This is a genomic window from Rhodanobacter sp. ANJX3 (assembly GCF_014200755.1).
GTDB lineage: Bacteria > Pseudomonadota > Gammaproteobacteria > Xanthomonadales > Rhodanobacteraceae > Rhodanobacter.
On sequence record NZ_JACHCM010000005.1, the window covers coordinates 242,292 to 267,715 of the forward strand.

The 25,424-nt window shown below is 59.5% G+C and carries 18 protein-coding genes and 1 pseudogene; 13 read left to right on the forward strand and 6 right to left on the reverse strand.

Going from position 1 to position 25,424, the window contains the following annotated elements:
- The first annotated feature begins 201 nt into the window (after window positions 1-201).
- The 3 genes from rpmB to HDE76_RS15135 all read left to right on the forward strand — a co-directional run bounded on the left by rpmB (window position 202) and on the right by HDE76_RS15135 (window position 1,293).
- Window positions 202-438 carry a 50S ribosomal protein L28 gene (gene rpmB / locus HDE76_RS15125; protein WP_179478178.1) on the forward strand — a complete coding sequence of 79 codons (237 nt, stop codon included), beginning with the start codon at window positions 202-204 and terminating at the stop codon, window positions 436-438.
- A 10-nt stretch (window positions 439-448) separates the two neighbouring features.
- Window positions 449-616 (forward strand): 50S ribosomal protein L33, encoded by a 168-nt coding sequence (gene rpmG, locus HDE76_RS15130; RefSeq protein ID WP_072759007.1) that lies wholly within the window; start codon window positions 449-451, stop codon window positions 614-616.
- A 266-nt stretch (window positions 617-882) separates the two neighbouring features.
- Window positions 883-1,293: a thiol-disulfide oxidoreductase DCC family protein gene (locus HDE76_RS15135; RefSeq protein ID WP_184508798.1), complete on the forward strand. Its 411-nt coding sequence runs from the start codon at window positions 883-885 to the stop codon at window positions 1,291-1,293.
- A 221-nt stretch (window positions 1,294-1,514) separates the two neighbouring features.
- Here the strand turns inward: HDE76_RS15135 and HDE76_RS15140 are convergent, their stop codons facing one another.
- Complete coding sequence (locus tag HDE76_RS15140; protein ID WP_179478182.1) at window positions 1,515-2,708, reverse strand: fatty acid desaturase; 1,194 nt, start codon at window positions 2,706-2,708, stop codon at window positions 1,515-1,517.
- 176 nt (window positions 2,709-2,884) lie between these two features.
- Between HDE76_RS15140 and HDE76_RS15145 the strand changes: the two genes are divergently transcribed.
- The 6 genes from HDE76_RS15145 to mutM all read left to right on the forward strand — a co-directional run bounded on the left by HDE76_RS15145 (window position 2,885) and on the right by mutM (window position 8,705).
- Entirely contained in the window at window positions 2,885-3,646 is a 762-nt protein-coding gene (locus HDE76_RS15145) for an ABC transporter ATP-binding protein (RefSeq protein ID WP_179478184.1), read from the forward strand.
- A complete protein-coding gene (locus HDE76_RS15150) occupies window positions 3,643-4,413 on the forward strand; it encodes an ABC transporter permease (protein WP_179478186.1) in 771 nt (256 codons plus the stop codon). The genes HDE76_RS15145 and HDE76_RS15150 overlap by 4 nt, the downstream gene beginning before the upstream one ends.
- Entirely contained in the window at window positions 4,413-5,768 is a 1,356-nt protein-coding gene (locus HDE76_RS15155) for a GldG family protein (RefSeq protein WP_184508800.1), read from the forward strand. The genes HDE76_RS15150 and HDE76_RS15155 overlap by 1 nt, the downstream gene beginning before the upstream one ends.
- A gap of 3 nt (window positions 5,769-5,771) precedes the next feature.
- Window positions 5,772-6,263: a hypothetical protein gene (locus tag HDE76_RS15160; RefSeq protein ID WP_179478191.1), complete on the forward strand. Its 492-nt coding sequence runs from the start codon at window positions 5,772-5,774 to the stop codon at window positions 6,261-6,263.
- Window positions 6,264-6,326: 63 nt separating this feature from the next.
- A complete protein-coding gene (gndA, locus tag HDE76_RS15165; RefSeq protein WP_184508802.1) occupies window positions 6,327-7,874 on the forward strand; it encodes an NADP-dependent phosphogluconate dehydrogenase in 1,548 nt (515 codons plus the stop codon).
- Window positions 7,875-7,877: 3 nt separating this feature from the next.
- Entirely contained in the window at window positions 7,878-8,705 is an 828-nt protein-coding gene (mutM, locus tag HDE76_RS15170; RefSeq protein WP_184508804.1) for a bifunctional DNA-formamidopyrimidine glycosylase/DNA-(apurinic or apyrimidinic site) lyase, read from the forward strand.
- Window positions 8,706-8,850: 145 nt separating this feature from the next.
- Here the strand turns inward: mutM and HDE76_RS15175 are convergent, their stop codons facing one another.
- On the reverse strand, window positions 8,851-9,618 hold the full coding sequence (locus HDE76_RS15175; protein ID WP_179478197.1) for a hypothetical protein: 768 nt from the start codon (window positions 9,616-9,618) through the stop codon (window positions 8,851-8,853).
- A 47-nt stretch (window positions 9,619-9,665) separates the two neighbouring features.
- Window positions 9,666-10,292 carry a thymidine kinase gene (locus HDE76_RS15180; RefSeq protein ID WP_179478199.1) on the reverse strand — a complete coding sequence of 209 codons (627 nt, stop codon included), beginning with the start codon at window positions 10,290-10,292 and terminating at the stop codon, window positions 9,666-9,668.
- Between the two features lie 232 nt (window positions 10,293-10,524).
- On the opposite strand from HDE76_RS15180, the gene HDE76_RS15185 reads away from it, so the two are divergent.
- The 3 genes from HDE76_RS15185 (at window position 10,525) to HDE76_RS15195 (ending at window position 16,013) form a co-directional block, all read left to right on the forward strand.
- Entirely contained in the window at window positions 10,525-12,504 is a 1,980-nt protein-coding gene (locus tag HDE76_RS15185; RefSeq protein ID WP_179478201.1) for a UvrD-helicase domain-containing protein, read from the forward strand.
- A 91-nt stretch (window positions 12,505-12,595) separates the two neighbouring features.
- On the forward strand, window positions 12,596-14,176 hold the full coding sequence (locus HDE76_RS15190; protein WP_184508806.1) for a sulfotransferase: 1,581 nt from the start codon (window positions 12,596-12,598) through the stop codon (window positions 14,174-14,176).
- Between the two features lie 247 nt (window positions 14,177-14,423).
- The gene (locus HDE76_RS15195; RefSeq protein WP_184508808.1) at window positions 14,424-16,013 is read left to right on the forward strand and encodes a sulfotransferase; all 1,590 of its coding nucleotides are present in this window, start codon (window positions 14,424-14,426) and stop codon (window positions 16,011-16,013) included.
- 132 nt (window positions 16,014-16,145) lie between these two features.
- Here the strand turns inward: HDE76_RS15195 and HDE76_RS15200 are convergent, their stop codons facing one another.
- The 3 genes and pseudogenes from HDE76_RS15200 to HDE76_RS15210 all read right to left on the reverse strand — a co-directional run bounded on the left by HDE76_RS15200 (window position 16,146) and on the right by HDE76_RS15210 (window position 24,261).
- Entirely contained in the window at window positions 16,146-19,043 is a 2,898-nt protein-coding gene (locus HDE76_RS15200; protein ID WP_184508810.1) for a TonB-dependent receptor, read from the reverse strand.
- A gap of 709 nt (window positions 19,044-19,752) precedes the next feature.
- Window positions 19,753-22,653 (reverse strand): TonB-dependent receptor, encoded by a 2,901-nt coding sequence (locus HDE76_RS15205; protein WP_255481622.1) that lies wholly within the window; start codon window positions 22,651-22,653, stop codon window positions 19,753-19,755.
- 578 nt (window positions 22,654-23,231) lie between these two features.
- A pseudogene (locus HDE76_RS15210) lies at window positions 23,232-24,261 on the reverse strand (hypothetical protein).
- 121 nt (window positions 24,262-24,382) lie between these two features.
- Between HDE76_RS15210 and HDE76_RS15215 the strand changes: the two are divergent.
- On the forward strand, window positions 24,383-25,279 hold the full coding sequence (locus HDE76_RS15215) for an HAD family acid phosphatase (RefSeq protein ID WP_184508812.1): 897 nt from the start codon (window positions 24,383-24,385) through the stop codon (window positions 25,277-25,279).
- The last annotated feature ends 145 nt before the right edge of the window (window positions 25,280-25,424 follow it).

The following is a 25,424-nucleotide window of genomic DNA, read 5'->3' on the forward strand; positions in this document are numbered from 1 at the left end:
AGCCACTGCCGACCCAGATACTCTGGGGAGCCCGCCACGCGATGCGGGCCTTGCGGTCATTGCGTTGGAAACACCCTCCAGCATCGCGTGGCGCCAGTCGCCGCTGGGCCGATACTGCCCTGGCTAACGGGCGGTAAATCCGCGGTTCTCATGGATCCTGGCAACGCGCCTCGGCCTTGAAACCCAATCTAGGAGGTCGTTATGGCCCGTGTATGTCAAGTCACCGGTAAAGGTGTGCAGACCGGCAACAATGTCTCGCATGCGAACAACCGCACCCGCCGTCGCTGGTTGCCCAACCTGCACGAGCGCCGCTTCTGGGTTGCCAGCGAGAATCGCTGGATCAAGCTGCGCGTTTCCAACAATGCCCTGCGCACCATCGACAAGAACGGCATCGAAGCCGTGATTGCCGAGATGCGCGCCCGCGGCGACAAGGTCTGAGGATTGAGCCATGGCTAACAAGACACAAGACAAGATCCGCATGATCTCTTCGGCCGGCACCGGCCACTTCTACACCACGCAGAAGAACAAGAAGAACACGCCGGAAAAGTTCGAATTCAAGAAATACGATCCGGTCGTGCGCAAGCACGTGATCTACAAGGAAGGCAAGATCAAGTAATCGATCGCGCGCAAGCGCAAGCTTCCAGGTAGCAGCGGCTTCAAGGCCGCGATAGAAAACCCGCCCTCGTGGCGGGTTTTCTTTTGGCGCCCGCTGCGGCCATCAGGCAGCACGCATCATCGAGATATGACGGCGAGCCTGGCTCGCTTCCGCCTCCGTGTGCTGTTCGCTGCGCGTCGAAAACGGACGCTACACGTTCCACACTCATGCCCGGTTACTCTTGCTCGGAGACCTGGTGGCATATCGCGTCCGGCTGGAGATCGTTGATGAACATTGAGAATCGGCCAATCGTGGTATTCGATGGCGTTTGCCTACTGTGCAACCGCTGGGTCGATTTTTTGCTGCGGCACGATCGCGTCGGCCGCTATCGTCTCGCAGCCATGCAAGGTAACCACGGCCGACGCCTGCTGCTGACGCACGGACTTTCGGCGGACGACCCCTCGTCGTTTTTACTGGTGGAAGATGGGCTCGGATTCACGGATACCGAGGCACTCACCCGCGTGCTCGCCGGGCTTGGCCGGGGCTGGCAGATCGTCGCCTGGATGATCCGCGCCGTGCCGCGGTTCGTCCGCGATCCAACCTATCGCTGGGTCGCCCGGCATCGCTATCGTCTGTTCGGTCGACGCACGCACTGCCGCCTGCCTGATCCCGCCTACGTCGAGCGCTTTCTCGACTGATACTCAGCTAGAGGCTTGAACGCGCAACCGTTTCTGAATCGTCGACACGCCAGACGCGAACTGACACCGCACTGCTCAAGGCAACTCGCAAAGCAGGCCCGCTCGCTTAAAACCACCGCGACCAAGGGGGTTACTCGCTGATAACGTTCTTTCGCCCGTATTGTGGACAAAAAAATACCCGCCGAGATGGCGGGTATTTTTAGAAACAGCTAACGCTGGGCTTAGTGCGCGGCGACCGCGTAGCCCTTCAGCTTCTGCGCGAAATCCTGCAGCGCGCGGATACCGCTTTCCTCGGCTTCGCGGATCCACTGCTGCAGTCCGTGCAGGGCCTGATCGGCGCCGCGCTGCTCCATCAACGCCGCGAGGCGATTGCGGAAGTCGTACACCGTGCTCAGCGTGGGGCGCTTAGCCAGCGCCGCCTGCAGGTGATCGCGGCCTTCGTTGTCGAGCCAGCGACCGCCGTCGGCCAGCGCGCGGCGCAGGCGACGCGGTACGGCCTTGAGGCTTTCGCCGGCATGCTGCGCTTCCTCACCGATCGTGGGCACGATCACACCACGATAGAAATCCGTCATGGCCTGGAAGCGATGGGTCAGCACGGCGCGCAGCGTGTCGGCATCCGGTAGCGGCACGTTCGGACGCACGTCCAGCGACGGCGCCACACGCAGCACCTTGGCCAGACCGATGGCGCGCAGGCCGCAGATCGCGGCCCAGCCGATGTCGAACTCCCACTTGCGCAGGGCGAACTTGGCCGAGCTGGGGAAAGCGTGGTGGTTGTTGTGCAGCTCTTCGCCGCCGATCCAGAACGCCCACGGAATCAGGTTGCGGGCGGTGTCGGCGCTCTCGAAGTTGCGGTAACCCCACCAGTGGCCGATGCCGTTGACGAAGCCGGCCGCCCAGAATGGGATCCAGATCATCTGGATCGCCCAGATGGCCGCACCAATGACGCCGAACAGGGCGAGATTGATCAGCAGCATCAGGGTCGGGCCCCAATAGGGATGGGCGCCATAAACATGGTTTTCGACCCAGTCGTCCGGCGTGCCGCGGCCGTACTGCTCCATGTCCTGTTTGGAATAGCAGGCCTCGCGATATAGCGAGACGCCGTCCCAGAACACCTTCTTGATGCCGTAGATCATCGGGCTATGCGGGTCGTCGACCGTCTCGACCTTGGCGTGGTGCTTACGATGCACGGCCACCCACTCGCGCGTCACCATGCCGGTACTGATCCAGCCCCAGAAGCGGAAGAAATGCGCCAGCGCCGGATGAAAATCCACGCCGCGGTGAGTCTGGCTGCGGTGCAGATACAGCGTCACCGTGAAGATGGTGAGCTGGGTCGCGACCAGCAGGTAGATCAACATGTCGCCCCAGCTTGCGCCGGTGACACCGTTGTTGAGGAAATTCAGCACCGCGTCGAGCATGAGAGACACCAAGAGGTAGTGAGTCAGATGAGTCTAGATGGCGAATCCCGTACTCGCCAGCATGGTCTCACCATAATAGTAACAGCTGGTCAAGCGAGAGGATGTGAAAAAGGTATATGGCGCCGCCATGCTCGCCACCTGTTGTTTAACCATGGTGTCGCGATGACAATCAGGCAATGACCGCCAACACCCGATCGTCAGCTCCTGTTCTGCAACTGGACCATCTCACCCGCCGCCGCGCCGGTCGCCGCGCCGTCGAAGGCCTCAACCTTCAACTACAGCCGGGCCAGGTGCTGGGGCTGCTGGGGGTCAACGGCGCCGGCAAGTCGACCACGCTGTCGATGATCGCCGGCGCCTTGCGCCCTGACAGTGGCGGCATCCAGCTGAACGGCGAGGATTTTCTGGAATATCCCGAGCTGGCGAGCCGACTGATCGGCTGGCTGCCCGAGCGTGCGCCGCTGTGGCCTGAACTGACCGTCGGCGAACACCTCGACGCCCACGGCCGCCTTCGCGGACTCAAAGGCGCGGCGCTTCGCGAGGCCCGAACGGCGATCATTGAACGACTGGAACTGCAGCCGCTGGCGCATCGCCTGGCCGGCGTGCTCTCGCAGGGCCAGCGTCAGCGCCTCGGGCTGGCCTGCGCCCTGCTGCACCGCCCGGCCCTGCTCGTGCTGGACGAGCCGGCCAACGCGCTCGATCCGGTACAGGTTGCCGCCTTGCGCTCAGTGATACGCGAACAGGCGGCGAGCGGCACGGCGGTGATCCTGTCCACGCACCTGCTGACCGAAGTCACCGCCGTCTGCGACCGTGTCGCCATCCTGCATGAGGGCACCCTGCGCCACGACGGCCTCGTGCATGGCGACGATCATGGGGCGCTGGAGCGAACCTTCTTCGACATCGCCATGCACGGCAACGCCGGCGCGGCGCGCGCCGCATGAGTTCTTTTGGAACGAATACCTCCGCCGTGGCGCGGCTGGAATGGCGTCGCCTGATCGTGCGCCCGCTGGCCTGGGTGCTGGCCGCCATCACGCTGGCCTGGCTGGCGTGGAACTTCACCCTGCTGATGGGTACCTTTCTCTCGTCGCAGATGCAGCGCGCGGCGCTGCCCGATAGTCCGGGCTTTACCGACCTGGTGGCCGTACCGTTGCTGGCCCAGCTGGTCCAACTCGGCTTTATGGTGGTGCCGCTGCTGACCATGTCGGTAATCGCCGGCGAGCGGCGTAGCGGCACGCTGCCGCTGCTGTTCGCCGCAGGCGTGACGGCCTCGCGCATCGTGCTTGGCAAATATCTGGCCGTGTTGGGATGGCTGCTGCTGTGGCTGCTGCTGACGCTGGCGATGCCGCTGGCACTGGCTCATCTCGTCAACCTCGACTGGGGCAAGCTGGCCGCGGCCACGCTGGGACTCATTCTGACGCTCGCCGCGCTGGCGGCGTTGGGCATCGCCTGCTCGACGTTTGCTTCGCACCCGGCGATCGCCGCGGCCGCCGCGCTGGTGATCACGCTGGCGCTGTGGTACGTCAACCTGGGTGCACAGATGGCCGGGATCAACGGCGGCGCCATTAACTGGCTGGCCATGAGTTCGCATCTCCAGCCGATGCTGCGCGGGCTGGTGTCGACCACGGACATCGTCTGGTTCTTGCTGCTGATCGCGGTGTCGCTGACCCTGGCCACGCAGCGACTGTCCGCCGAAAGGGAGCGCGGCTGATGCGCACTTTGTTTAGACGTCTGGACGGCTGGCTGTTTGCGCTGATCCTTTTACTCGTAGCCGGCGCTGTGGGCTACCTCAGCACGCGCATTTTTCACGAGTCGGACTGGACCGCCAACGGGCGCAGCAGCCTGTCGCCGGAAAGCCGCGCGGTGCTCGCCACGCTCGACGGTCCGGTGGACATCGTCAGCTACGCCAATCCGCAGGGCGACCTGCGCCAGACCGTGGCCGGTTATCTGCAGCGCTATCAGCAGGTGAAGCCCGATCTGACGCTGCGTTTCGTCGACCCGCAGCTGGACCCGGCAAAGATGCGCGAGCTGGGCATCACCGTGGATGGCGCGCTGATCGTCCACTACCGCGGCCGCGAGCAGCGGCTGGATGAGCTGTCCGAAAGAAGTCTCACCAATGCGCTGGAGCGCCTGGTGCGCGGCAACGACCGCATCGTGGCCTTCGTCACCGGCGACGACGAGCGACGCGCCGACGGCAAGGCCAACGCCGACCTCGGCACCTTCATGGCACAGCTGGAAGGTCGTGGCATGCGCGCCGTGCCGCTCAACTTTTCGCAGGTCTCAGCGGTGCCGGAACACACCGATCTGGTGGTGCTTGCCAGCCCGACCCTGCCCTTGCCACCCGGCGCGGTGCAGGCACTGGTGACTTATGTCCAGAATGGGGGCAACCTGCTGTGGCTGACCGAACCGGGCAACAGCGATCTGGGGCTCGGCCCGCTATCCGCCGCGCTGAGCGTTCGGGTATTGCCAGGCGTGCTGGTCGATGGCTCGGGTGCCGCGCTGGGTCTGAAGGATCCCCGCATGATTGCGCTCGGCGACTACGTGCCCAATGCCATCACTCGCGGTTTTACGCTGACCACGCTGTTTCCGCAGGTGTCGGCGCTGGCGCAGATCGCGCAGGGCGATTGGGCCGTGCATGCCTTCCTGCGCTCCAGTCCGCAGAGCTGGACCGAGTTCAAGCCGATCGACAACAGCCAGCCTTCGGAAATTCGCTTCGATGCGGCCTCCGGTGAGTTGAAGGGCCCGCTGGATTTCGGCTTTGCCCTGAGCCGGCTCTCACCGAGCCCGGACAAGAGCGAGCAGCGCGTGGTGGTGATCGGCGACGGCGATTTTCTTTCCAACAGCTTCCTCGGCAACGGCGGCAACCGTGCGCTGGGCGAACGCGTGTTCGACTGGCTGCTCGGTGACGACAAGCTGGTCGACCTGCCGCCGCGCGGCGCACCGGACCGGATCATGCAGATCTCGCAGGGCGAGCTCAGCGCGGTGAGCGTCGGCTTTCTGATCGTGCTGCCGGTGCTGTTGCTGCTGATCGGCACGCTCATCGTGTGGCGCCGGCGGCGGCGTTGAAGGATGCGTCGTTCCGTTCGCAAACGCCTTCTTTTATTGCTTGCTGCGGCCGCTGTGCTGGCCTTCGCGGCGTGGCAATGGCGACAGGAAAATCGCGAAGCACCCGGCACCCTGCTGGCACTGGAGCCATCCGCCATTTCGCACGTTGAAGTGCATACCGGCAATGCGCCGACCGAGCATTACGCCAAGCGGGACGGGCACTGGTACCGCATCGACGGTGCCGCCGTGCGCGCCGACGACGGGCGCCTTGGCGAGCTCACCGAAACGGCAGCCGCTCCGGTACTGCGCTGGCGCCCAGCCAGCGATTTCGATCCCGCCCGCATCGGCCTGACGCCGCCCAGTGCCACCCTGGCACTGGACGGCCACTCGCTGGATTTTGGCGAGATATCGGTCACCGGCCCGCAGTGCTACGTGCGCGTGGACGGGCGCGTGGCGCTAGTATCGGTTCGCTATATGCCCCGAGCATCACGCGGCCAGGCCGGCAAGCTACCTTAGCTTCACCTTGCGCGGCGCAGTGTGCGCCCCATCTTTCATGCACCGACAGCAGGAGTCCGACCCATGGCCACGCCCGTCAAACGCAAACCGGCAGCAAGCAAAAAAACAGCGGCTAAATCCGCCACGAAGACCGTTTCCAAAAAAGCAGTTGCCAAGAAAAGCATCGCCGCCAAAAAAGTCGCTAGCAAAAACGCTGCCTCGACCGGCAAGGGCGTAATTGGCGTGGTCGGCATGGCGGTGATGGGCCGCAATCTGGCGTTGAATATCGAAAGCCGCGGTCACGTGGTGTCGATCTTCAACCGCAGTCGCGAGAAGACTGACGAAGTCCTCAAGGACAACCCGGGCGCCAAGTTCGTCCCCAGCTACACGATCGAAAAGTTTGTCGCCTCGCTGGAAAAGCCGCGGCGCATTTTGCTGATGGTGCAGGCGGGCGCGGGTACCGATGCGGTGATCGCCGAGCTGAAGCCCCTGCTGAGCAAGGGCGACGTGCTGATCGATGGCGGCAACACCTTTTTCAAGGACACCATCCGGCGTAACCAGGAGCTGGCCAAGGCCGGCATCCACTTCATCGGCACCGGCGTTTCCGGCGGTGAGGAGGGCGCGCTGCACGGCCCATCCATCATGCCCGGCGGTCCGCGCGATGCGTACGATCTGGTCGAACCCATCCTCACCGAAATCGCCGCCAAAGCGCCTGATGGCGCGCCGTGCGTGGCTTATATGGGCGACGACGGCGCCGGCCATTACGTGAAGATGGTGCACAACGGTATCGAATACGGCGATATGCAGCTCATCGCGGAAAGCTATTCCGTGCTCAAGCACGTGCTGGGTCTGTCCAACAAGGAGCTGACCAAGGTCTACCGCAAATGGAACGAGGGCGAGCTCGACAGCTACCTGATCGAGATCACCACGACCATCTTCCAAAAGAAGGACGAGGAAACCGGCAAGGACCTGGTCGACGTGATTCTCGACCGCGCCGCGCAGAAGGGCACCGGCAAGTGGACCAGCCAGAGCGCACTCGATCTCGGCGTGCCGCTGCCGCTGATTACCGAAGCGGTGTTTGCGCGCGTGCTGTCCTCGCTGAAGGATGAACGCGTGGCCGCGAGTAATTATCTGCATGGCCCGAAAGCCAAGGCGTTCAAGGGCGATCGCAAGGCCTTCATCGAGTCGGTGCGCCGTGCGCTGTATCTGAGCAAGATCGTCTCCTACGCGCAGGGCTTCGCCCAGCTGCGTGCGGCCGCCGAGGAGTACCAGTGGAAGCTCGATTACGGCACCATCGCCAAGATCTGGCGCGGCGGCTGCATCATTCGCGCGCGCTTTCTGCAGGACATCACCGACGCCTACAAGCACGACGACAAGCTGGCCAACCTGCTGCTGGCGCCGACGTTCGGCAAGATCGCGCAGAAGTACCAGGAGGCCTTGCGCGAAGTCGTGGCCACGGCCGTGCGCATCGGCGTGCCCGTGCCCGGCTTCAGCTCGGCCATCGCCTATTACGACGGCTACCGTTCCGAGCGCTTGCCGGCCAATCTGATTCAGGCGCAGCGCGATCTGTTCGGTGCACACACTTTCGAGCGCATCGACAAGCTGGGCAGCTTTCACGCCGACTGGAGTTGATGCGTGCCTGAACTGCCCGAAGTCGAAACTACCCGACGCGGTATCGAGCCGCATCTGGCCGGTCGACGCATCGCGGCAGTGACGCTGCGCCGCAGCGACCTGCGCTGGCCGATTCCCTCGGAAATCAGCGAGCGACTTCCGGGGCAGGTGATCGAAAGCGTCGAGCGGCGCGCCAAATATCTGCTGATCCACACCGCAGCCGGCAGCGCGATGCTGCACCTGGGCATGTCGGGCATGCTGCGCGTGCTGCCGCCCGAAGCGCCGATCGGCAAGCACGACCACGTCGACATCGTGCTTGAAGGCACCGCCGAACAGCGCGGCCGCGTGCTGCGGTTTACCGACCCGCGCCGCTTCGGCAGTCTGCTGTGGCAGCCGTTTGGCGAACTGCACCCGCTATTGGCGACACTAGGACCGGAACCGCTGACCGACGCGTTCGACGGCGACACGCTGTGGCGCGGCGCGCGCGGACGCACTGCCGCGGTGAAATTGTTCTTGATGGATAACGCCAACGTCGTCGGCGTAGGCAATATCTACGCCAGCGAAGCCTTGTTCGCCGCCGGCATCGACCCGCGCCGCGCCGCGGGCAAGGTGTCGCGCGAGCGCTACGCGTCGCTCGCCGCCGAGGTCAAACGCATTCTGGCCTGGGCGATCGAACGCGGCGGCACGACCCTGCGCGATTTTCTCAACCCCGACGGCGCGCCCGGCTATTTTTTCCGCGAGCTCAACGTCTACGGTCGCGCCGGCGAACCATGCAAGGTATGTGGCACGCCGATCAAACAGGCGGTGCTTGGGCAGCGGTCGACGTTCTGGTGTCCGCGCTGTCAGAAGTGAAGGTAAAAAAGGGTTGAGGGATTAGGGGCGAGGGGTTAGTAAGAACGCGCGCATTTCGACAGATGAATAATTGCCTCAATGGACCAATCCCGCCGCGGCATAAACTGATACCCCCTCGCTACTCATCCCTTGCCCCTGCTCTTCTCTACTCAGGCCACTCAAACTCGACAAACGTATTGTTGAAGTCCTCGTCATCCAGGCCGCCGCCCAGCTGCGCGACTACGCTGGCACCCAGACCGTCGATTTCGAGCACCTGACCATCGACGAAATGCGCGCCCAGCGCCTCGAGTTCGACCAGCTTCTCGCAGAGGATGCCCGCGTGATTGCTCAGCGCATCCGGCACGCCGCGGATGCTGATGTCGGGCCGACCGAACTTGCGCATGCCGCGGGTATGGATCCATGAATGATCCGGCTCGGACTCCGCGTCGCGCATGATCAGCACATGGTTACGGATCGGCGCGCCATCGCGCACGAGGAAACGGCGCCGCCACGCATCGGCGTCGAGCAAGCTCAGGGTCTGCGGATCGAGAATCGCCACGCCGCCGATATCGAGCAGGCCAGCCAGCACGCCGAAGGTGTCGCGCAGGTAGCCGGTCGCCTCGCTGTCCGCGAGCGTACCGCGTACGACCATCACCTCGGGCGAGTCCACCGCGAGCTTGTACGCATCGGGCGCATCGTCCTTGAACATGCGGCCCATGCCGCCCTTCAGCGGATAGCCCTCCCACTGGCGCAGGCTGGCGTGATTGTGGTTCACCGCCTCGATGCCGGCGGGCAGGCCCGGACTGCCGTAATCCGCCGAAGGCACACGCACTGCCTCGAACTTGCCGAACACGTAGAACTGCAGAAGGACCTCCTCGTCGCTGGGCTGCCAGTGCGGGCGCTGCCAGGCGGGGATGATGATCGGTTGGCTCATGCGGGTTTCCTGGTCATGGTTCGTGTTCGGGTGACGTGCGCAGCGCACTAGTCGTTCAGCGGCAATACCGTCTGCTGCAGCTCGATACTGGCGCTGCCCTCGCTGATTTTCTTGAATTCGGCGCGGCTGACCGAGACATAGCGTTCGTTGCCGCCAATCTCAACCTGCGGGCCATCTTTTACCGCGCGGCCGTGTTCGTCCACCCGCACCACCATGGTGGCCTTGCGGCCGGTATGGCAGATGGTCTTGATCTCCTCGAGGTTGTCCGCCCAGGCCAGCAGATATTGGCTGCCTTCGAACAGCTCGCCGCGGAAATCGGTGCGCAGGCCGAATGCCAGCACCGGAATCGTCAGCCGATCGACCACGTCGCTGATCTGCCAGACCTGCGCGCGCGTCAAAAATTGCGCTTCATCGACGAAGACACAATGCAGGGCACCGTTGGCGGCGACGTCGGCCTCGACCAGAGCAAGCAGATTTTCCTTGCTGCCAAAGCGCCGGGCCTGCGCCTTCAGACCGATGCGCGACGCCACCACGCCCTCGCCGTAACGATTGTCCAGCGCCGGCGTAAGAATCAACGTGCGCATGCCGCGCTCGTGATAGTTGTACGCGCTCTGCAGCAGCGAGGTGGTCTTGCCGGCATTCATCGCCGAATAGTAGAAATAGAGCTTGGCCATGGGCACGCGTCGGACGGTCGGACGGGCATGGTAGCGCGGAGACGGGTGCGCGTTGGGTGCCGGAGCAGGGGCGAGAGACGAGAGACTAGTTTGGCCAGCTCGGTCTGTTCTGCACCCGCAGGGGGCTGATGAATGACCAACAGCAACAACGGGCGCCCTCGCTACTCATCCCTCGCCCCTGCTCCACCCCCGCCCTTTGCTACCATCACCAGCCCACGCCACGTATCCCACCATGCTCAATCCGCAACAACTGGCCGCCGTCGAACACTGCGACAGCCCGCTTCTGGTGCTGGCTGGCGCCGGGTCCGGCAAGACCTCGGTGATCACCCAGAAAATCGCCTGGCTGATCGCGCGCAGGGGCCTCAGCGCCTCGAAAATCGCTGCGATCACCTTCACCAACAAGGCCGCCCGCGAGATGCGCGAGCGTGTCGGTCAGCTGGTCAGCGCCGATGACGCACAGGCGCTGACCGTGTGCACCTTCCATGCGCTGGGTCTGAAGTTTCTGCAGATCGAGCACGCCCGCGCCGGCCTGCGCCGGGGCTTTTCGGTACTCGACTCGGACGACAGCGGCGCCATCGTCAAGGAGCTGGCGCCCAAGGGTGCGAAGAACGACGTGCTCTTCGGCATCCGTAACCTGCTCGGCCGCGCCAAGAACGGCGGCCTGTCGCCGGCAGAAGCGCTGGCCGCCGCGCGCAGCGCGCGCGAGCTGGAGGCGGCCACCATCTATGACATGTACCAGCAGCGGCTGGCGGCCTTCAACGCGGTGGATTTCGACGACCTGATACGGCTGCCGCTGCGCATCCTGGAGAGCGACGCCGAATGCCGCGCGACCTGGCAGGAGCGCCTGCGTTACCTGCTGGTCGACGAATACCAGGACACCAACGACGCCCAGTACCGCCTGTTGAAGGCGCTTACCGGCGAGCGCGGCGGCATCACCTGCGTCGGCGACGACGATCAGTCCATCTACGCCTGGCGCGGCGCCAACCCCGAGAACATCGACCAGCTCGGCCGCGACTGGCCCAACCTGCGCGTGATCAAGCTGGAGCAGAACTACCGCTGCGGCAAGCGCATCCTGCGCGCGGCCAACCAGCTGATCGCCAACAACCCGCACCTGCACGAAAAGAAACTGTGGAGCGAGCATCCCGAAGGGCCACCGATCCGCGTACTGGAATGCAAGGAGGCCGAGCACGAGGCCGAGCGCGTCGCCGCGATCGCCACCACGCTGGCGGAAAAGTACAAGGCGCGCTGGCACGACATCGCCATCCTCTACCGCGGCAACTTCCAGGCGCGTCCGCTGGAAAAAGCTTTTCGCCTGGCGCGCATTCCCTATCACCTCACCGGCGCGCTGAGCTTTCTCGACCGGGCCGAGGTGAAGGACGTGATGTGCTACCTGCGCCTGCTGACCAACCCCAGCGACGACGCAGCGTTCCTGCGCGTGGTCAACGTGCCCAAGCGCGAGATCGGCTCGACCACGCTGGAAAAACTCGGCCAGCTTGCGCAAAGCCGGCAGACGTCGCTGCTCGACGCCACCCGCAGCGACAGCGTGCTACGCCAGCTCACGCCGCGCCCGGCCGCCGCGCTGGCCTCGTTCGCCAACCTGCTCGACGAACTGCGCAGCGCTTCTCTGCATCAGAACGCCGCCGATCTGGTCGAGCTGATCCTGGCCCGCACCGGCTATGCCGCGCAGATCATCGCCAGCACGCCCGACGCCAGCCTGCGCGAGCGTCGGCTCGGCAATTTGAAAGAACTTGCGGACTGGTTTCGCGCCATGCAGAAAGGCAACAGCGCGGGTGACCTCGCCGCCCAGCTCGCCCTGCTCAGCCACGCTGATCGCGACGAACCGGGCAACGCCGTACGCATGATGACCCTGCATTCGGCCAAGGGGTTGGAGTTTCGCTTCGTCTTCATCGTCGGCTGCGAGGACGGCACCCTGCCGCACGAAGGCGCCATCGACGAAGGCCGCATCGACGAAGAGCGTCGCCTGATGTACGTCGGCATTACCCGCGCCAAGGAACTCCTCACCCTCTCGTGGTCGGCCAAGACCAAGCGCTACGGCGACGTCTACAGCAACCAGCCCAGCCGCTTCCTGCAGGAACTGCCGCAAGTCGACCTGCACTGGCAAGGCAAAGACCCCGAAGCGGATAAGGAAGTCACCCGCGAAACGGCGCAATCGCATATGGCGAAAATTGCGGCAATGCTGGCGGGTGGATGACTGCCGCCAGCATGATAATCCTTACTATCAAGCGGCATCCACAAATGCCAGCATCGATCGGACTGTGCAATCGGAGCACCGGTGAGTCCAAATGATCAATCCATCTGAACTCTACGCAGAGCTTGTAACAGCCTTTCGCGCAGGGCGATGGCGGGACGCAGATACGCTCGCCTCCAAGCTGCTCCCCGTCGCTCAAAATCACGCTGGCGTCTATGGCATCGCCGGCGTCGCATGCATGGAGTTGCAGCAAATGGATCAAGCTACGGAATATCTGGAACGCGCGAGCGCCATTGACCCGACAAGAGCCGATTTCGCAACGCTTCATGCCAAGGCCCTCTCGGCCACAGGCCAGTGGAATAAGGCGCGAACAGCCGCCGAGAGAGCGCTATCTTTGTCCCCCGACGATCCCGCCACGCTGGACACTCTGGGAATCATTTTTGCCAAGGCGCAGGCACACGGCAAGGCGGTCGAAGCGTTCGAGCAGGCGATAAACATCGCTCCGGCCAAAGCTTCGCTGCACTTCAATCTTGCCACTTCGCTTATAGCGCTCGGCTGCGTGGATGCAGCGGAGTCCGAGTTGCAGAAAACCATCGCCACAGATGCACGCTATTGGCAAGCGCATCTGTCACTGGCGCATATCACACGGCAAACGCCGGAGCAAAATCACATTAAGGCCCTGCGCTCGCTGATGGCGCTGAACCCCGCCGATGTGGAAGCAGGAATTCACCTCAACATGGCACTGGCCAAGGAGTACGAAGACCTTTCGGACTACCAGAAGGCGTTCGACCATCTCTCGCTCGGAAAGGCCGCGCTGAAACGCAGCCGCCCCTATTCGTCGGCGCGCGATGCGTCAATGTTCGACAACCTGATGCGTGCTTTTCCGATCACGGAATCGGTAACTGCTGGCCATCCGACGAAAGAACCCATTTTCATCATGGGCATGCCTCGTTCGGGTACCTCGTTGGCCGAGCGCATCCTTACCAGTCATCAGGACGTTTACTCCGCCGGTGAATTGCAGAATTTTGCGATGGCGCTTCAGCGTGCCTCAGGTAATGGCGGCTCATTTCTTCATTCATACGAAAAAATGGCAGCCGCCGCGGAAAATCTCGACTGGCAATCGCTTGGCGACGACTACCTTAATCACGCCCGCCCTCTCAATCGTGATGAGACGTACTTTGTCGATAAACTTCCACATAATTTTCTCTACGCCGGGTTTATCGCCAAAGCACTTCCCAACGCCAAAATCATCTGCGTGCGGCGGAACCCGATGGACACCTGTATCAGCAATTTTCGTCAGCTCTTCGACAGATCCACGTCGACTTTCGATTACTCCGCCGATCTTCTGGATACCGGGCGCTACTATCTCAAGTTCCGGCAGTTGATGGCACACTGGCAGCAAGCCTTTCCCGGACGCATCCTGGAAATTCATTATGAAGACTTGGTGAATGACCTGGAAGCAACTTCACGTCAGATGCTGGAGTTCTGCGCACTGCCTTGGGACGACACCTGCCTGAGTTTCGAGAACAATCCTGCACCTGTCGCCACGTTCAGTTCGCTTCAGGTAAGACGTCCAATCTATCGATCTTCGCTGACGCGCTGGAAAAGCTACGAAACGCAGGCAGAAGCTTTAAAAAAACTGCTGGTTGAGGCTGGTGTCGATTTCTCCGTTTGATCGCGTTGCAAGGGGAAACTCGCAAGATGCAAGATGGTTTTCCAGGTGCGCGAGCCGCTTTACTCAACATCCATTGATCGCTGTAAACATTACCAACCCAAGATGGCCGATTTGCTCGATTTACTTAAGCAGTCGGATATTGCATTTTTCCACTGAATTCGGTTTCAAAGACGCTTCGAAACATGGACACTGTGCATCTGGCGGCGCTGAAACAGCCTCTCCGGAACAAGTCCAGATTTGAGCAGCCATGACCAATCCCGACGCGCTGTACTCGCAGCTAACCAGGCTATTCAATCAGCGCGAATGGGGCGCCGCACTGGATATGGCGGCGGAGCTACTGCCTCTGACTCCTCGTCATCCCGGGGGTTATTACATCGCGGGGATCTCGAACCTTGAGCTACAGCGAATACCCCAGGCCATAGAATGCCTGCGCCGCGCATCGGCCTTGGAGCCTATGCGCGCCGAATACGCCGTTCAGTTTGCCAAGGCACTGACCGTCGCGAATCGGAACCGCGAGGCAAAGGTCGCTGCCGACCATGCATCGTCGCTGGATTCTATGGATCATCTGTCACTCGATACGCTTGGTGTCATTTATTCGCAGATCGGCAGCTACGAATCTGCGGCATCCACTTTCCGCAAGGTCGTTGCGCTTGCACCGAACCACGCTCCTTATCGATACAACCTCGCCACAGCCTTGGTCGCGGCCGGTGACATCGATGACGCCGAAGTAGAACTCGATGCTTGTCTTTCCCTGAATCCGAATTACTGTCGCGCGCATCTGACGCTTGCACAGCTAAGGCGCCAGACACCAGATGCAAATCACGTGGAGCGCTTGGTCTCGCTTCTGTCAGGCATTGGCCAGACCAACAGCGATACTTCCGCGCTTACCTGTCTGCACCTGGCGCTCTCGAAAGAGTACGAGGACCTGGCCTGCTATCCGGAGGCGCTGGACCACCTTGTGAGAGGAAAAACAGCTGCCGGTGCGGGGCGCGACTATTCCATTCATCGCGACGAAGCCATCTTTGCTGCAATTACCGATTCTGTCCAAGTGCCCGTCGTTGCCTCTGGCGGCCACGCGACCAGCGAGCCGATATTCATCATCGGCATGCCACGCAGCGGCACCACGCTGGTAGAGCGGATCATTTCCAGCCACCCATATGTGCAATCGGCGGGTGAGCTTCTCAACTTTGCCATGTCCTTCCGACATTTTTCAAATAGCCATTCTGCGACCCTTATCGATGCCGAGGTGATCCAGGCCGCCGCCGATATCGACTGGGCGAAACTGGGCGAGATGTATCTATCGAGCACGCGTCCAAGCACTGGGCAGAAACCGCAATTTATCGACAAGCTTCCGCATAATTTTCTATACGCCGGATTTATCGCCCAAGCGCTGCCCGACGCAAAGATCGTTTGCCTACGACGCAACCCGATGGATACCTGCCTCAGTAATTTCCGCCAGCTCTTTACGCCCAAATCGCCCTTCTTCGATTATTCATTCGATCTATTGGACGTGGGCAGATACTACGTTCTCTTTGATCGATTGATGGCGCATTGGCAGCGCGTTTTACCCGGACGCATCATGGAAGTGCAATACGAAGAACTGGTTGACTCGCAGGAACTTCATTCAAGGCGGCTTATCGAGTTCTGCGGTTTACCGTGGGACGAGCGCTGTCTCCGGTTCGAGAAAAATCCGTCACCGGTCGCCACCGCCAGCGCAGTGCAGGTGCGTGCACCTATTTACCGAAGCGCTTTGAATCGCTGGAAAAAATATGGCGCGCAACTGGATGCTTTGCAGGAGCTGCTGGAGAACGCCGGCGTTGCTACTGAAACGTCGTAACGACAGCATATTAGAGTTCTATTGCTAGAATTTTGGCTTGGATCGGATAAATGGACATTCCGCTAATGTTAATAAAAAAGATCCCCGTAAAAACGGGGCTCTTTTTTACTTTCAGGCCTTCACCAAATCAGATTAATTGGAACCGAATTTGTAATTTGCCTCCAGGAACATAGCTCGGCCATAAACGTTGTAATCAAGCGTATTGTAGGGCTGCGCGGTTAGACCGGGGTAGCTGTGATCTACTGGCGGCATTTTGTTGAATACGTTGTTCACGAGCAGCGACAGATCCAGATTCTTCACTGGGGTGTAAGTAACGCTGGCATTCCAGAGAATCCAGGCGCCCAACTTGCCGGCGCCCTTTGCCGTATAATTATCATTCAACTGAGCCAGATAATTCGGCGTACGCCCGTAGCGATTGACGTATACCGTGCTGCTCCAGTCGCCTTTCGACCAAGTAAGCGAAGCATTGACTTTGGTTTTGAAATCGGTGCTGAAGTTGGGGTGACGAAGCTCGTCCAATTTGGGATCGGTGATGAAATCCTGATAATCATGCTTCAACTCATTCGAATAGGACATGTTGTAACTCAGGCGCCCGAAGTTCCCGAAGTCATATGCGTAGTTGAAGGCCGCCGTGATTGCATTGACCTGCTCGTTGGCCACATTCAGTTTTGGCGTCGAGATGTTAGTGATCTGACCCAGAAGCTGTGTAGGCACGCCATTAACGTCGACCGTTTTACCGGGACCGCGGGTTATGGCTGAAAATGCCTGCGCGCATGTACCGGAAGCCGGGTCAAGCGTTCCGATATCGCACAAGTACTCGGTATTGGAAAGCTGGCTAGCACTCAACTGTGCGACTTCATTATTAATGTCGAAGTGCAAATAGTCCACGCTGAGCGACATGCGCTCAATTGGAGCCCAGACAAAACCATAACTCCAGACTTTCGCCGTGATGGGCTTCAACGCCGGATTGCCATAAGTCAGGCCGTTGAACTGCTCGTTGTCATATGGCGTGGTGCAGCTTGTTATGTTGGCGGGATTGAATCCCAGGCGACCGCAGTTGAGATAGTCGGGGACAGTGCTGAAATAACCGCTCTTGCCTTGGAACTCATCCGACAGCGTTGGCGCCTTGAAAGCTGTTCCGTACCGACCACGCAAAAGCAAAGTGTCAAAGGGACGATATTCGAGGCCAATATTGTAGGTTTTGTGGCTAAAGTCCTGGGGATTAACGTTGTACTTGTCGTAACGACCAGACACGTCCAGAGTCAACTGGCTGAACAGCGGCGCCCGGAACTCAGTAGTTGCCGCCACGCGTGAGCGATGACCAGCACCCGGTACTGCGCTGTTGCCCCAAACATACGGATCTTGGTTGCCATTGTCGTAAACATCGGAAATGGTTTCCAGCAAACGCGGATCGGGGGACGAATTCCAACCTTCGTTTCCACCCTCCACCACCACAGCGACACCGGCATCGCCACCCGGTAAAGTAAACAGCGAGGCGTTAGTCAACTGCCCGCGGACAAGGTTGTCCCATGTCTTGGCACGGTTGTCCGTGTAGCCAGTGAAACTTGCGTAATCCGCCTGCGATACCGGTTTATACAGATTTTCGTATGTTGGCTCAAATATTGGGTAGCCGTAGTAGGTGCCCATCTGCGCGCCCAGTACGTGATTTTTATAGTATGTCTCTAACGGCCCGGTGAATCGTTGAAAATCACGATTGATCAGATGGTCGTCCGAATGAGTAAAGCCCAAATCGTAGTCCCAGTTGGATTGTCCGAAAGTGCCCTTGCCACCCAGGGTAAGCATGTAGGAATTCTCCGTCTGAGAATTCATGGTATTCGCATAGCCACCAACTTCTTCCGGCGAAAAAATATGCTGGACCGAAATCAAGTCCTTGCTTCTATCATCATAGAAATAGCCACCGGGCGCAGCGTAGAGGTTGCTCCAGAAAGAGGTGCCTGTGCCAGTGGTGGACTTTTCTTCTGAGTAGTTGTAGAGCAGGTCGCCATACAACTGCAGGTTATCACTCACGTCGAAAGTATTGTGCGTATAGAGATTCGCCGTTTTCGTACCGTTTTTGATCGTTCCGTTCGGGGGGCTAAACGTGCCGCAATAATCGCCCTTTCCGGCTCGATGTTGTTTTGCTAGCGTGCCGTCGAAAAGCCCCGCTGAGGTGCCGCAATTTGACGGATCCAAGAACAGGTAACCTGCGGGATCAGCGCCGCCTGCGTTAACAACAACGCTGTCACGCTGGGCTACTGCCGGGCTTGTACCCTGAGTGAAATAATGACTGGTTACCGAACGGTCTTGAGTCCACAGTGGCTGGGTACTCTCAAATTGGATGCCTATCAGGGAGTTGAATTTTCCAGCGCTGAAGCTGTCAGCAAAACTGACACGACGATCCGCAGCACCTCCGTCCTTGCTCCATCCGTAGCGCAAATCCAGCGTTGGTGCATCGACATGCTTCTTAAGAACGATATTGATGACGCCCGCTATGGCATCCGACCCATAAAGCGAAGATTGACCACCCGGCAATATATCGATGTGATCGACCAGATCGGCAGGGATGCCGCTAATGCTGTTGAATGTATCGCTGCCGTTGTACAAGCCCGGAAAATTGCCCATTGGGCGGCCATCAATCAGGTACTTGGTAAATCCGACGGGCAGACCGAACAAGCTCAGTGTTTCGGCACCGTTGGTGAACGAGTTGGTGTTTTGCTGTCCCTGCACGCTGCCTACCGCGAAAGAGGTTGCCTGCAGCGCCTCGGCCACCGTAGTGAAACCCTTGGCTTTGATGTCCTGCGCAGTAATCGTCGTGATGGGCTGAGCCGTTTCGATCTGACTCTGCGGGATTAGCGAGCCCGTAACGGTGACCTCGTCAAGCTTTTTGGCCTTTTTCGAGCTTGGTGCGCTATCCGTACTTTGCTGCGATGTACCCGTTTGATCGGTCTCGGGCGTCGACTGCGCGTGCGTGGAGCTGTAAACAAGTGTAAGCGCGGTCACAATGGCGACAGCCATTTTTGACTTGATCATCTTTAAACTCCCCTCAGAGTCATTAACTTGTTAAAAAATATCAACTTACCTTCATAGAGCTCGGCGTCTGCACAGATCTGCAGCCGCGTTAACTGCCATTTCTTACTTATCTAAGTTCATGACGTGTTAAGTAATATCATGGAGGCGGAAAAAAATCGCAACAATTATTTACGCAATTCGTAAGACCATCTTAACGATATCGCGTCGCGGCACTTGGATGGCTGAGGAGGTTTTCTTACGCCTACGCGCGAAGAAATCGAAGTTCGGCGAGGTAACCGATCGTTAGGATCTTCAAGGGGTGAAGGCCAGGAGGCAAAGGTCGGCGAGACGTGTTGCAAGCGCGGCACCTGAGGGACGTCAACGCCGAACTGAGCAAGCGCATGCCTGCTACCTGGCGTTGGCACCACGGTTGGAAAGGTGTTCTATAGAGAAAAGACTTAGCTAAATGACTACGATAGCGAAGTGATTTTTTGATACCGATTTGTTTCGGACACCTTTAGAAATTCAGGAGGTGGGCTGCCAAACCATGTAGTCCATGGCTACCAGTGTTCGCGGCAACGCCAAGAGACATCAAAGTGGCGAACTGGCGGCATTGCAAAACTCACAAGTCACTGGCAGCAGGGTCAAGACGATTTAGAAGAAGCTTGGCCACGAAGAGAAACGGGCCCATGTAGGGCCCGTTATAGAGACACTTGATCTTCGCCTTGACTCAGTTCTGCGCACCACCAAATTTCCAGTCGACCTGTGCCATGACTTCACGTCCGTACACGTTGTAGTTCTGCGTGTTGTAGTACGGAAAGCTGGAATACGTCGGATCGTTCGGCGGCATCTTATTGAACACGTTATTGACCAATAGCGACAGGTCCAATCCCTTGATCGGCGTGTAGGTCAGGCTCCAGTTCCATGTAATCCAGGGTGCAACTCGACCAGCCCCCGGGTAGCCGGCACCGTCCACCAACGCGGTGTAATTCGGCGTGGGGCTATAGCGATGGCCGTACAGCGTGCTGGACCAGCTGTCATTCAGCGACCAGCTAAGAGCGCCGCTGAAGATGGTCTTGAACTCTGAACTGTAGAGTGGGTTAGTTAGCTGGTTAATCGGCAGGCTGCCAGGATATATCTGGTAAGAGTGCTTCAGCATGTCGTTGTAATCGAACTGCAAACCGAACTGCCCAAACGACGTGGGGTCGAATTTGTACTTGGCCTCGGCTGTAAGCGAGTCGGTTACCTCGTTGGAAACGTTAACGTAGTACTGAGCGATGTTGGTGACCTGCCCCGTGAGCGGATCACGCGTGACCTGCGCCAATGCGGCCATACAAATAGGAGAACCGGCCGGAAGCTGGTTCAGTAGGCACTGTGCGTCCTGTCTCATCAGCAGATCCGCGGATTGTGGCGCCACCTCGTTAACGATGGCGATATGCAGATAGTCGACACTCAAGCTCGCACGGTCGACCGGAGCCCACACGAAACCTCCGGTCCAGCTTGTAGCGGTCGTGGGCTTCAGCTGCTTGTTGGCATAGAGCGTCCCTTGCACCTGCTCTGAATAATTTGCCTGACAGCCTTGGTTACCGCCCTGCGTTGCGCACAAGTAATAGTCAGTCACGTCCTGATAGTTACCGCTGGGCCCGAGGAATAGCGCAGCCATGTCGGGCGCTAGGAATGAGGTGGCGTAGTTCCCGCGCAGCAACAAGGTCTCGAATGGCCGATACTCCAGACCCGCTTTATAGGTGAACTTGCCGTTGGTGCCGCCACTGACCTTGTAGTGGTCATAGCGCGCGGACAGATCCAAGGTCAGCTCCTTGAACAGCGGCAGGTTCAACTCGGACGCCGTACCGTAGTGACTGCGCGTACCGCCGCCGCCAGTTCCTGTGAGACCCCAGATGTCGCCATTGGAAATCAGCGGATTGAGCGGCTCGTACCAGGCCTGACTGCCCCCCTCGACCAGGAACGCAAAACCGGCATTACCGCCCGGCAGGGCGAACAGCGCATCGTTGCTGATCGTGGCCCGGGTATTGTTGACCCAGGTATTGCTGGACCCATTGATATTTTCTGAAAAGCTGGCGTATTGCGCGGGCGTCAGCGGGGTGAAGAACGCTTTGTAATTTGGGTTGTAGGTGTTCAGCCCGGTATTGGGATCGACTCCCAGCGAAGGTCCAAAAATACTGTTGAAATAGCCATCTACAGCCGAAGCCAGACGTTCTGGCGTACTGGTGGTGGTGTGGTCGCCGGAACGCAGAAAGTACACGTCCCAATCCCAGTTCGACTCGCCGAACTGCCCCTTGGCTCCCAGATCGGCCTGATACATCAAATCGTCCTGCCGACCCAGCTGGTTGTAGTAGTTGTTACCGACTTCCTCGGGTGCGAAAACGCGTTCGGGATAAAGGATATCTGTGGTGTTTGCATCTTCTATGTAGCCGCCATACTGTGAATCAATCGGCCCCCAGAAGTTGAAATCGGAGCCCGGTGCAAATTTCTGGCCCTGCCAGTCGACCAGAATGTCGCTGTACAACCGAACCTTGTCATTAATGTCGTACTTTAGTTTCAGCAAACCATCGTAGCTGCGGCTCTGGTTTTGCAGCGTGGTGTAACCCAGCACGTCCTTGGAGCCACAAAAAGTCCCCGTGCGGGTGGCCACGCTAGACGCGGTTTGATAGGTGCTGCCATTGAACAATCCGCTCATGGCGCCGCAGCCATTCGGCGGGCTCACGTAGCCCAGTTCATTGCCCGTGTAGGTACCGTTCTCGATCGAACCGTAGTCGGCAATGAGGCCAACTGCCGAGGGATTTTTACTCGTTGCCGTGAACGAGCGCTGGTAGGCCCAGAGCGTCGACTGGTTGTTGAACTCCAGCGCACCGAGCACATTGAGGTTGCCAAAGTCGTGGCCAAATGCAAAGGCGATACGCTGCTCCGCGGCGCCGCCTCCATCGTAGTTACCGGTACGAACCGTCACTTCGGCACCATCCATATGTTCCTTGGTGACGATATTGATGACGCCAGCGATGGCAGCAGAGCCGTAGATCGACGAACCACCGCCAGGAATGATGTCGATGTGATCGATGATCGAAATGGGGATATTGGAAATATTGGTGAAGTTGCTGCTGCCGTTGTACAGCTGTCCAAACTGGCTGATAGGCTTGCCATCGATCAGGGTCAGCGTGTATTCGGGGTTCAAGCCATACAGGCTGACCGTCTGAGCGCCTTGAGTGAAGCCGCCGCTTTGTTGCGGACCTTGTACCGAACCTGTCGCTTGCACCGCGCTCTGCAGAACCTGCTGGACGCTGTTGAATCCGTGCGACTGGATATCTGCGGCGGTAATCGTGTAGGTCGGCGTCGCGGTCTGAATTTGTGCATTGTTGATCAGCGTTCCGCTGACCACCACCTCATCGAGGCGTTTGGCCTTCTTCTGTTCTGGCGTAGGTTGGGCCGATTGCCCCGTGTCCTGAGTCTGATCCTGCGTGGATTGACCGGAAGCCGGCTGGTTCGCATCCGATGGCACTGTGTTCGACTGACTCGCAGGAACCGTGGCCGAAGAGGTGGAATTCGCCTGCGCTACTGACACGAAACTTACGGCCAATCCGGCCATCACCGCAACAACTAGCTTGCGTTTAAGCATTCTCATTCCCCTAGAAAACCGAGCGTTGTCGAAATACGACCATCCTATTGCCGTGGTGGTCCAAAGCTTCCCAAGAGTCGCGTCGTGCGACTAGAAGGTAGTCTTTGTCTTTTCCCTGGCATAACTGTTTATCAGCGTTTTTTGTTTTTAACAAATCTGGAATGCTGCGACATAATGACTCATTTTATAGTCGTAATATTTAGACGTATAGACGGCCAAATCGTAATTTCATGATTTTCCTAAGTGCAAGTTATTTCTTGCTGTCTTCGTAGCCACAGAATCACAAAATATTGCTTTTTTGAGTGGAATTACGATATTCCGAGCAAGACTTCAATTGCTTGCGCTTTGCTGTAGAACGTTGGCTGAGTGCAAATTTCGCCCTCCGCTAGACCAACGGCACTTCGATGGCAAAAGCATCGCTACCAACGCTTCTGTGTGTGATGGCCACAGAGAGAGTTTGATCGCTGAGGGTGAGAGATCCTGATCGTTGAGCTTCTAAAAACGCGTCAGAAAATCAATGGGTGCCGAATTAAATCAACTTAAAAAACCAATCGCTGCGGCCACTTAGATCCATCGATTTAGATCAACCGCCGCGCCTCAAGCTCGCATTTCAAATACGCGTAATAAATCGGTGCGGCGATGACGCCGGCCAGGCCGAAGGCGGCCTCCATCACGAGCATGGCGATCAGCAGTTCCCAGGCGCGCGCGTGGATCTGTGTGCCGACGATGCGGGCGTTGAGGAAGTACTCCAGCTTGTGGATGACGATCAGAAAAACCAGCGCCGCGATACCGACACCTAGCGAAACGGAAAGAGCAGCGATGGTGACGGCCGTGTTGGATAAGAGATTGCCGATGACCGGCAGCAGGCCGACCACGAAGGTCAGCACCACCAGCGTCTTGGCCAGCGGCACGTGGATGCCGAGAATAGGTAGAACGCCGAGCAAAAATATCGCAGTGCAAATCGTGTTGATCAGCGAAATCTTGACCTGCGCGAAGACGATGTTGTGAAACGCCTCGGCCAGCCGCTGGCAGCGCAGGCTCAGGGCTGCGGCCAGCGGCCCGACCTGGTGCGCGGGCCGGGTTCGGCTCAGCGCTACGATCGCCCCGAGCACCAGGCCGATGAGAATATGCGCGAAGGCTCGCGCCGCGCCCTTACCGGCAATCTGCAGCGTCTCGGCGTGCTTGCGCGCCAAGTCGACGGCACCGACGCGCAGGTCGTCCACGCTGTCGGGCAGATGACTGGTTATAACCGTGGGCAGCTGCTGGCGCGCTTTTTCCACCAGCGGCATCAGCTGCTGCTGCCACAGCAATTCGGGATTGCCGATCTCGGTGCGAAACAGGCTGATGGCGCCCAGAATCAGCAGGATCAGTAGCCCCACCACGATCACGCCCAGCGCGGCAACCACGATGACCCGCGCGCGCGCCTGAGATCCGCCGGCCGAACAGCGGCGACATCGAGTTGACCAGTTCGTAGACGAGCAGCCCGGCCAACAAGGCCGACAGCATATGCAGTCCGAGAATCACGCCCAGCGCGACAGCGGCGAGAACGTAGCTGGTGGTGACGATCGCGGGCGACGGCTCGCGCAGATCGGACGACAGAGAGTTCATGTCATGGCACCGGAAGATAATGCGGAGCCTGCAGTCTGTCAGTACGCGGACGACCCTGCCAGCCTGGATCGTCGGCTGTCGTAAACTGGCACGCTCGCCGACGACTTGTTCAAGGATTCTCATGGCCCTGCGCCTCTCTAACGTTGCACTGGCCATGGCCCTGCTGACCGGCTGCGCTGGCGCGCCGAAGCAAGCGGAGCATTCTTCCCTCGCGACCCCAGCACCGGCGGTATCGGCCGCGACAGTTCCCGCGGATGACAATCTCAACGCCGTCGCGTGGAGCCAGACCGCGATCGAGCACGACCTTATCTATCTGCAAACCTATCGCGATGCCGAAGCGCGCCTGCTGCCGGCGATGCACGACGCCGGATGGGATGCGTTGAGCAAGACCGATCGGGTCGGCGCGTTCAAACAGCTGCGGCCGGCGGTGATCCTGGATATCGATGAAACCGTGCTGGACAATTCGCCGTATCAGGCCAGGGTGATCAAGAGCGGCGGCGAGTTCAACGAAGCGGATTGGGCCGCGTGGTGTCGGGAGGCCAAGGCGCGGGCGCTGCCCGGTGCGGTCGAGTTCACCCGGTTCGCGGCCAGCCACGGCGTGGCGGTGATCTACATCTCCAATCGGGCGAAGGATCTGGATGAGGTCACCCTGCGCAATCTGCGCCAGGCAGGTTTCCCGGTCAGCGGACCGGATGCGTTTCTGGGACTCGGCACGGTGGTCGATGGATGCGAGCAGGCCGGCAGCGAAAAAGGCTGCCGTCGGCAGTTGGTCAGCCGCCGCTATCGCGTACTGATGCAGTTCGGCGATCAGCTGGGCGATTTTCTGGATGTCTCTACCAATACGGTCGCCGCGCGTCGCCAGACGGTAGCTCCTTATCTGCCGTGGATCGGCACGCGCTGGTTCGTGCTGCCCAACCCTACTTACGGTTCCTGGGAGCCGGCGCTGTTCAATAACGACTACGGCAGCCCGCGCGATCAGCGGCGGCAGCAAAAGCTGGATGCACTGCGCTATCAGTAAGCTCTATTTAAAAGTCAATTTATTCAATAACTTATTTAACTAAAGAAAAGCGTTGCCTTAAGTTCAATCGGCGGCTAATATCTCTCCGCCGACACCTGCTGACCAACGCGCTTTGCAGGCAAGGCCATTTCCTTCCGGCTCTGCC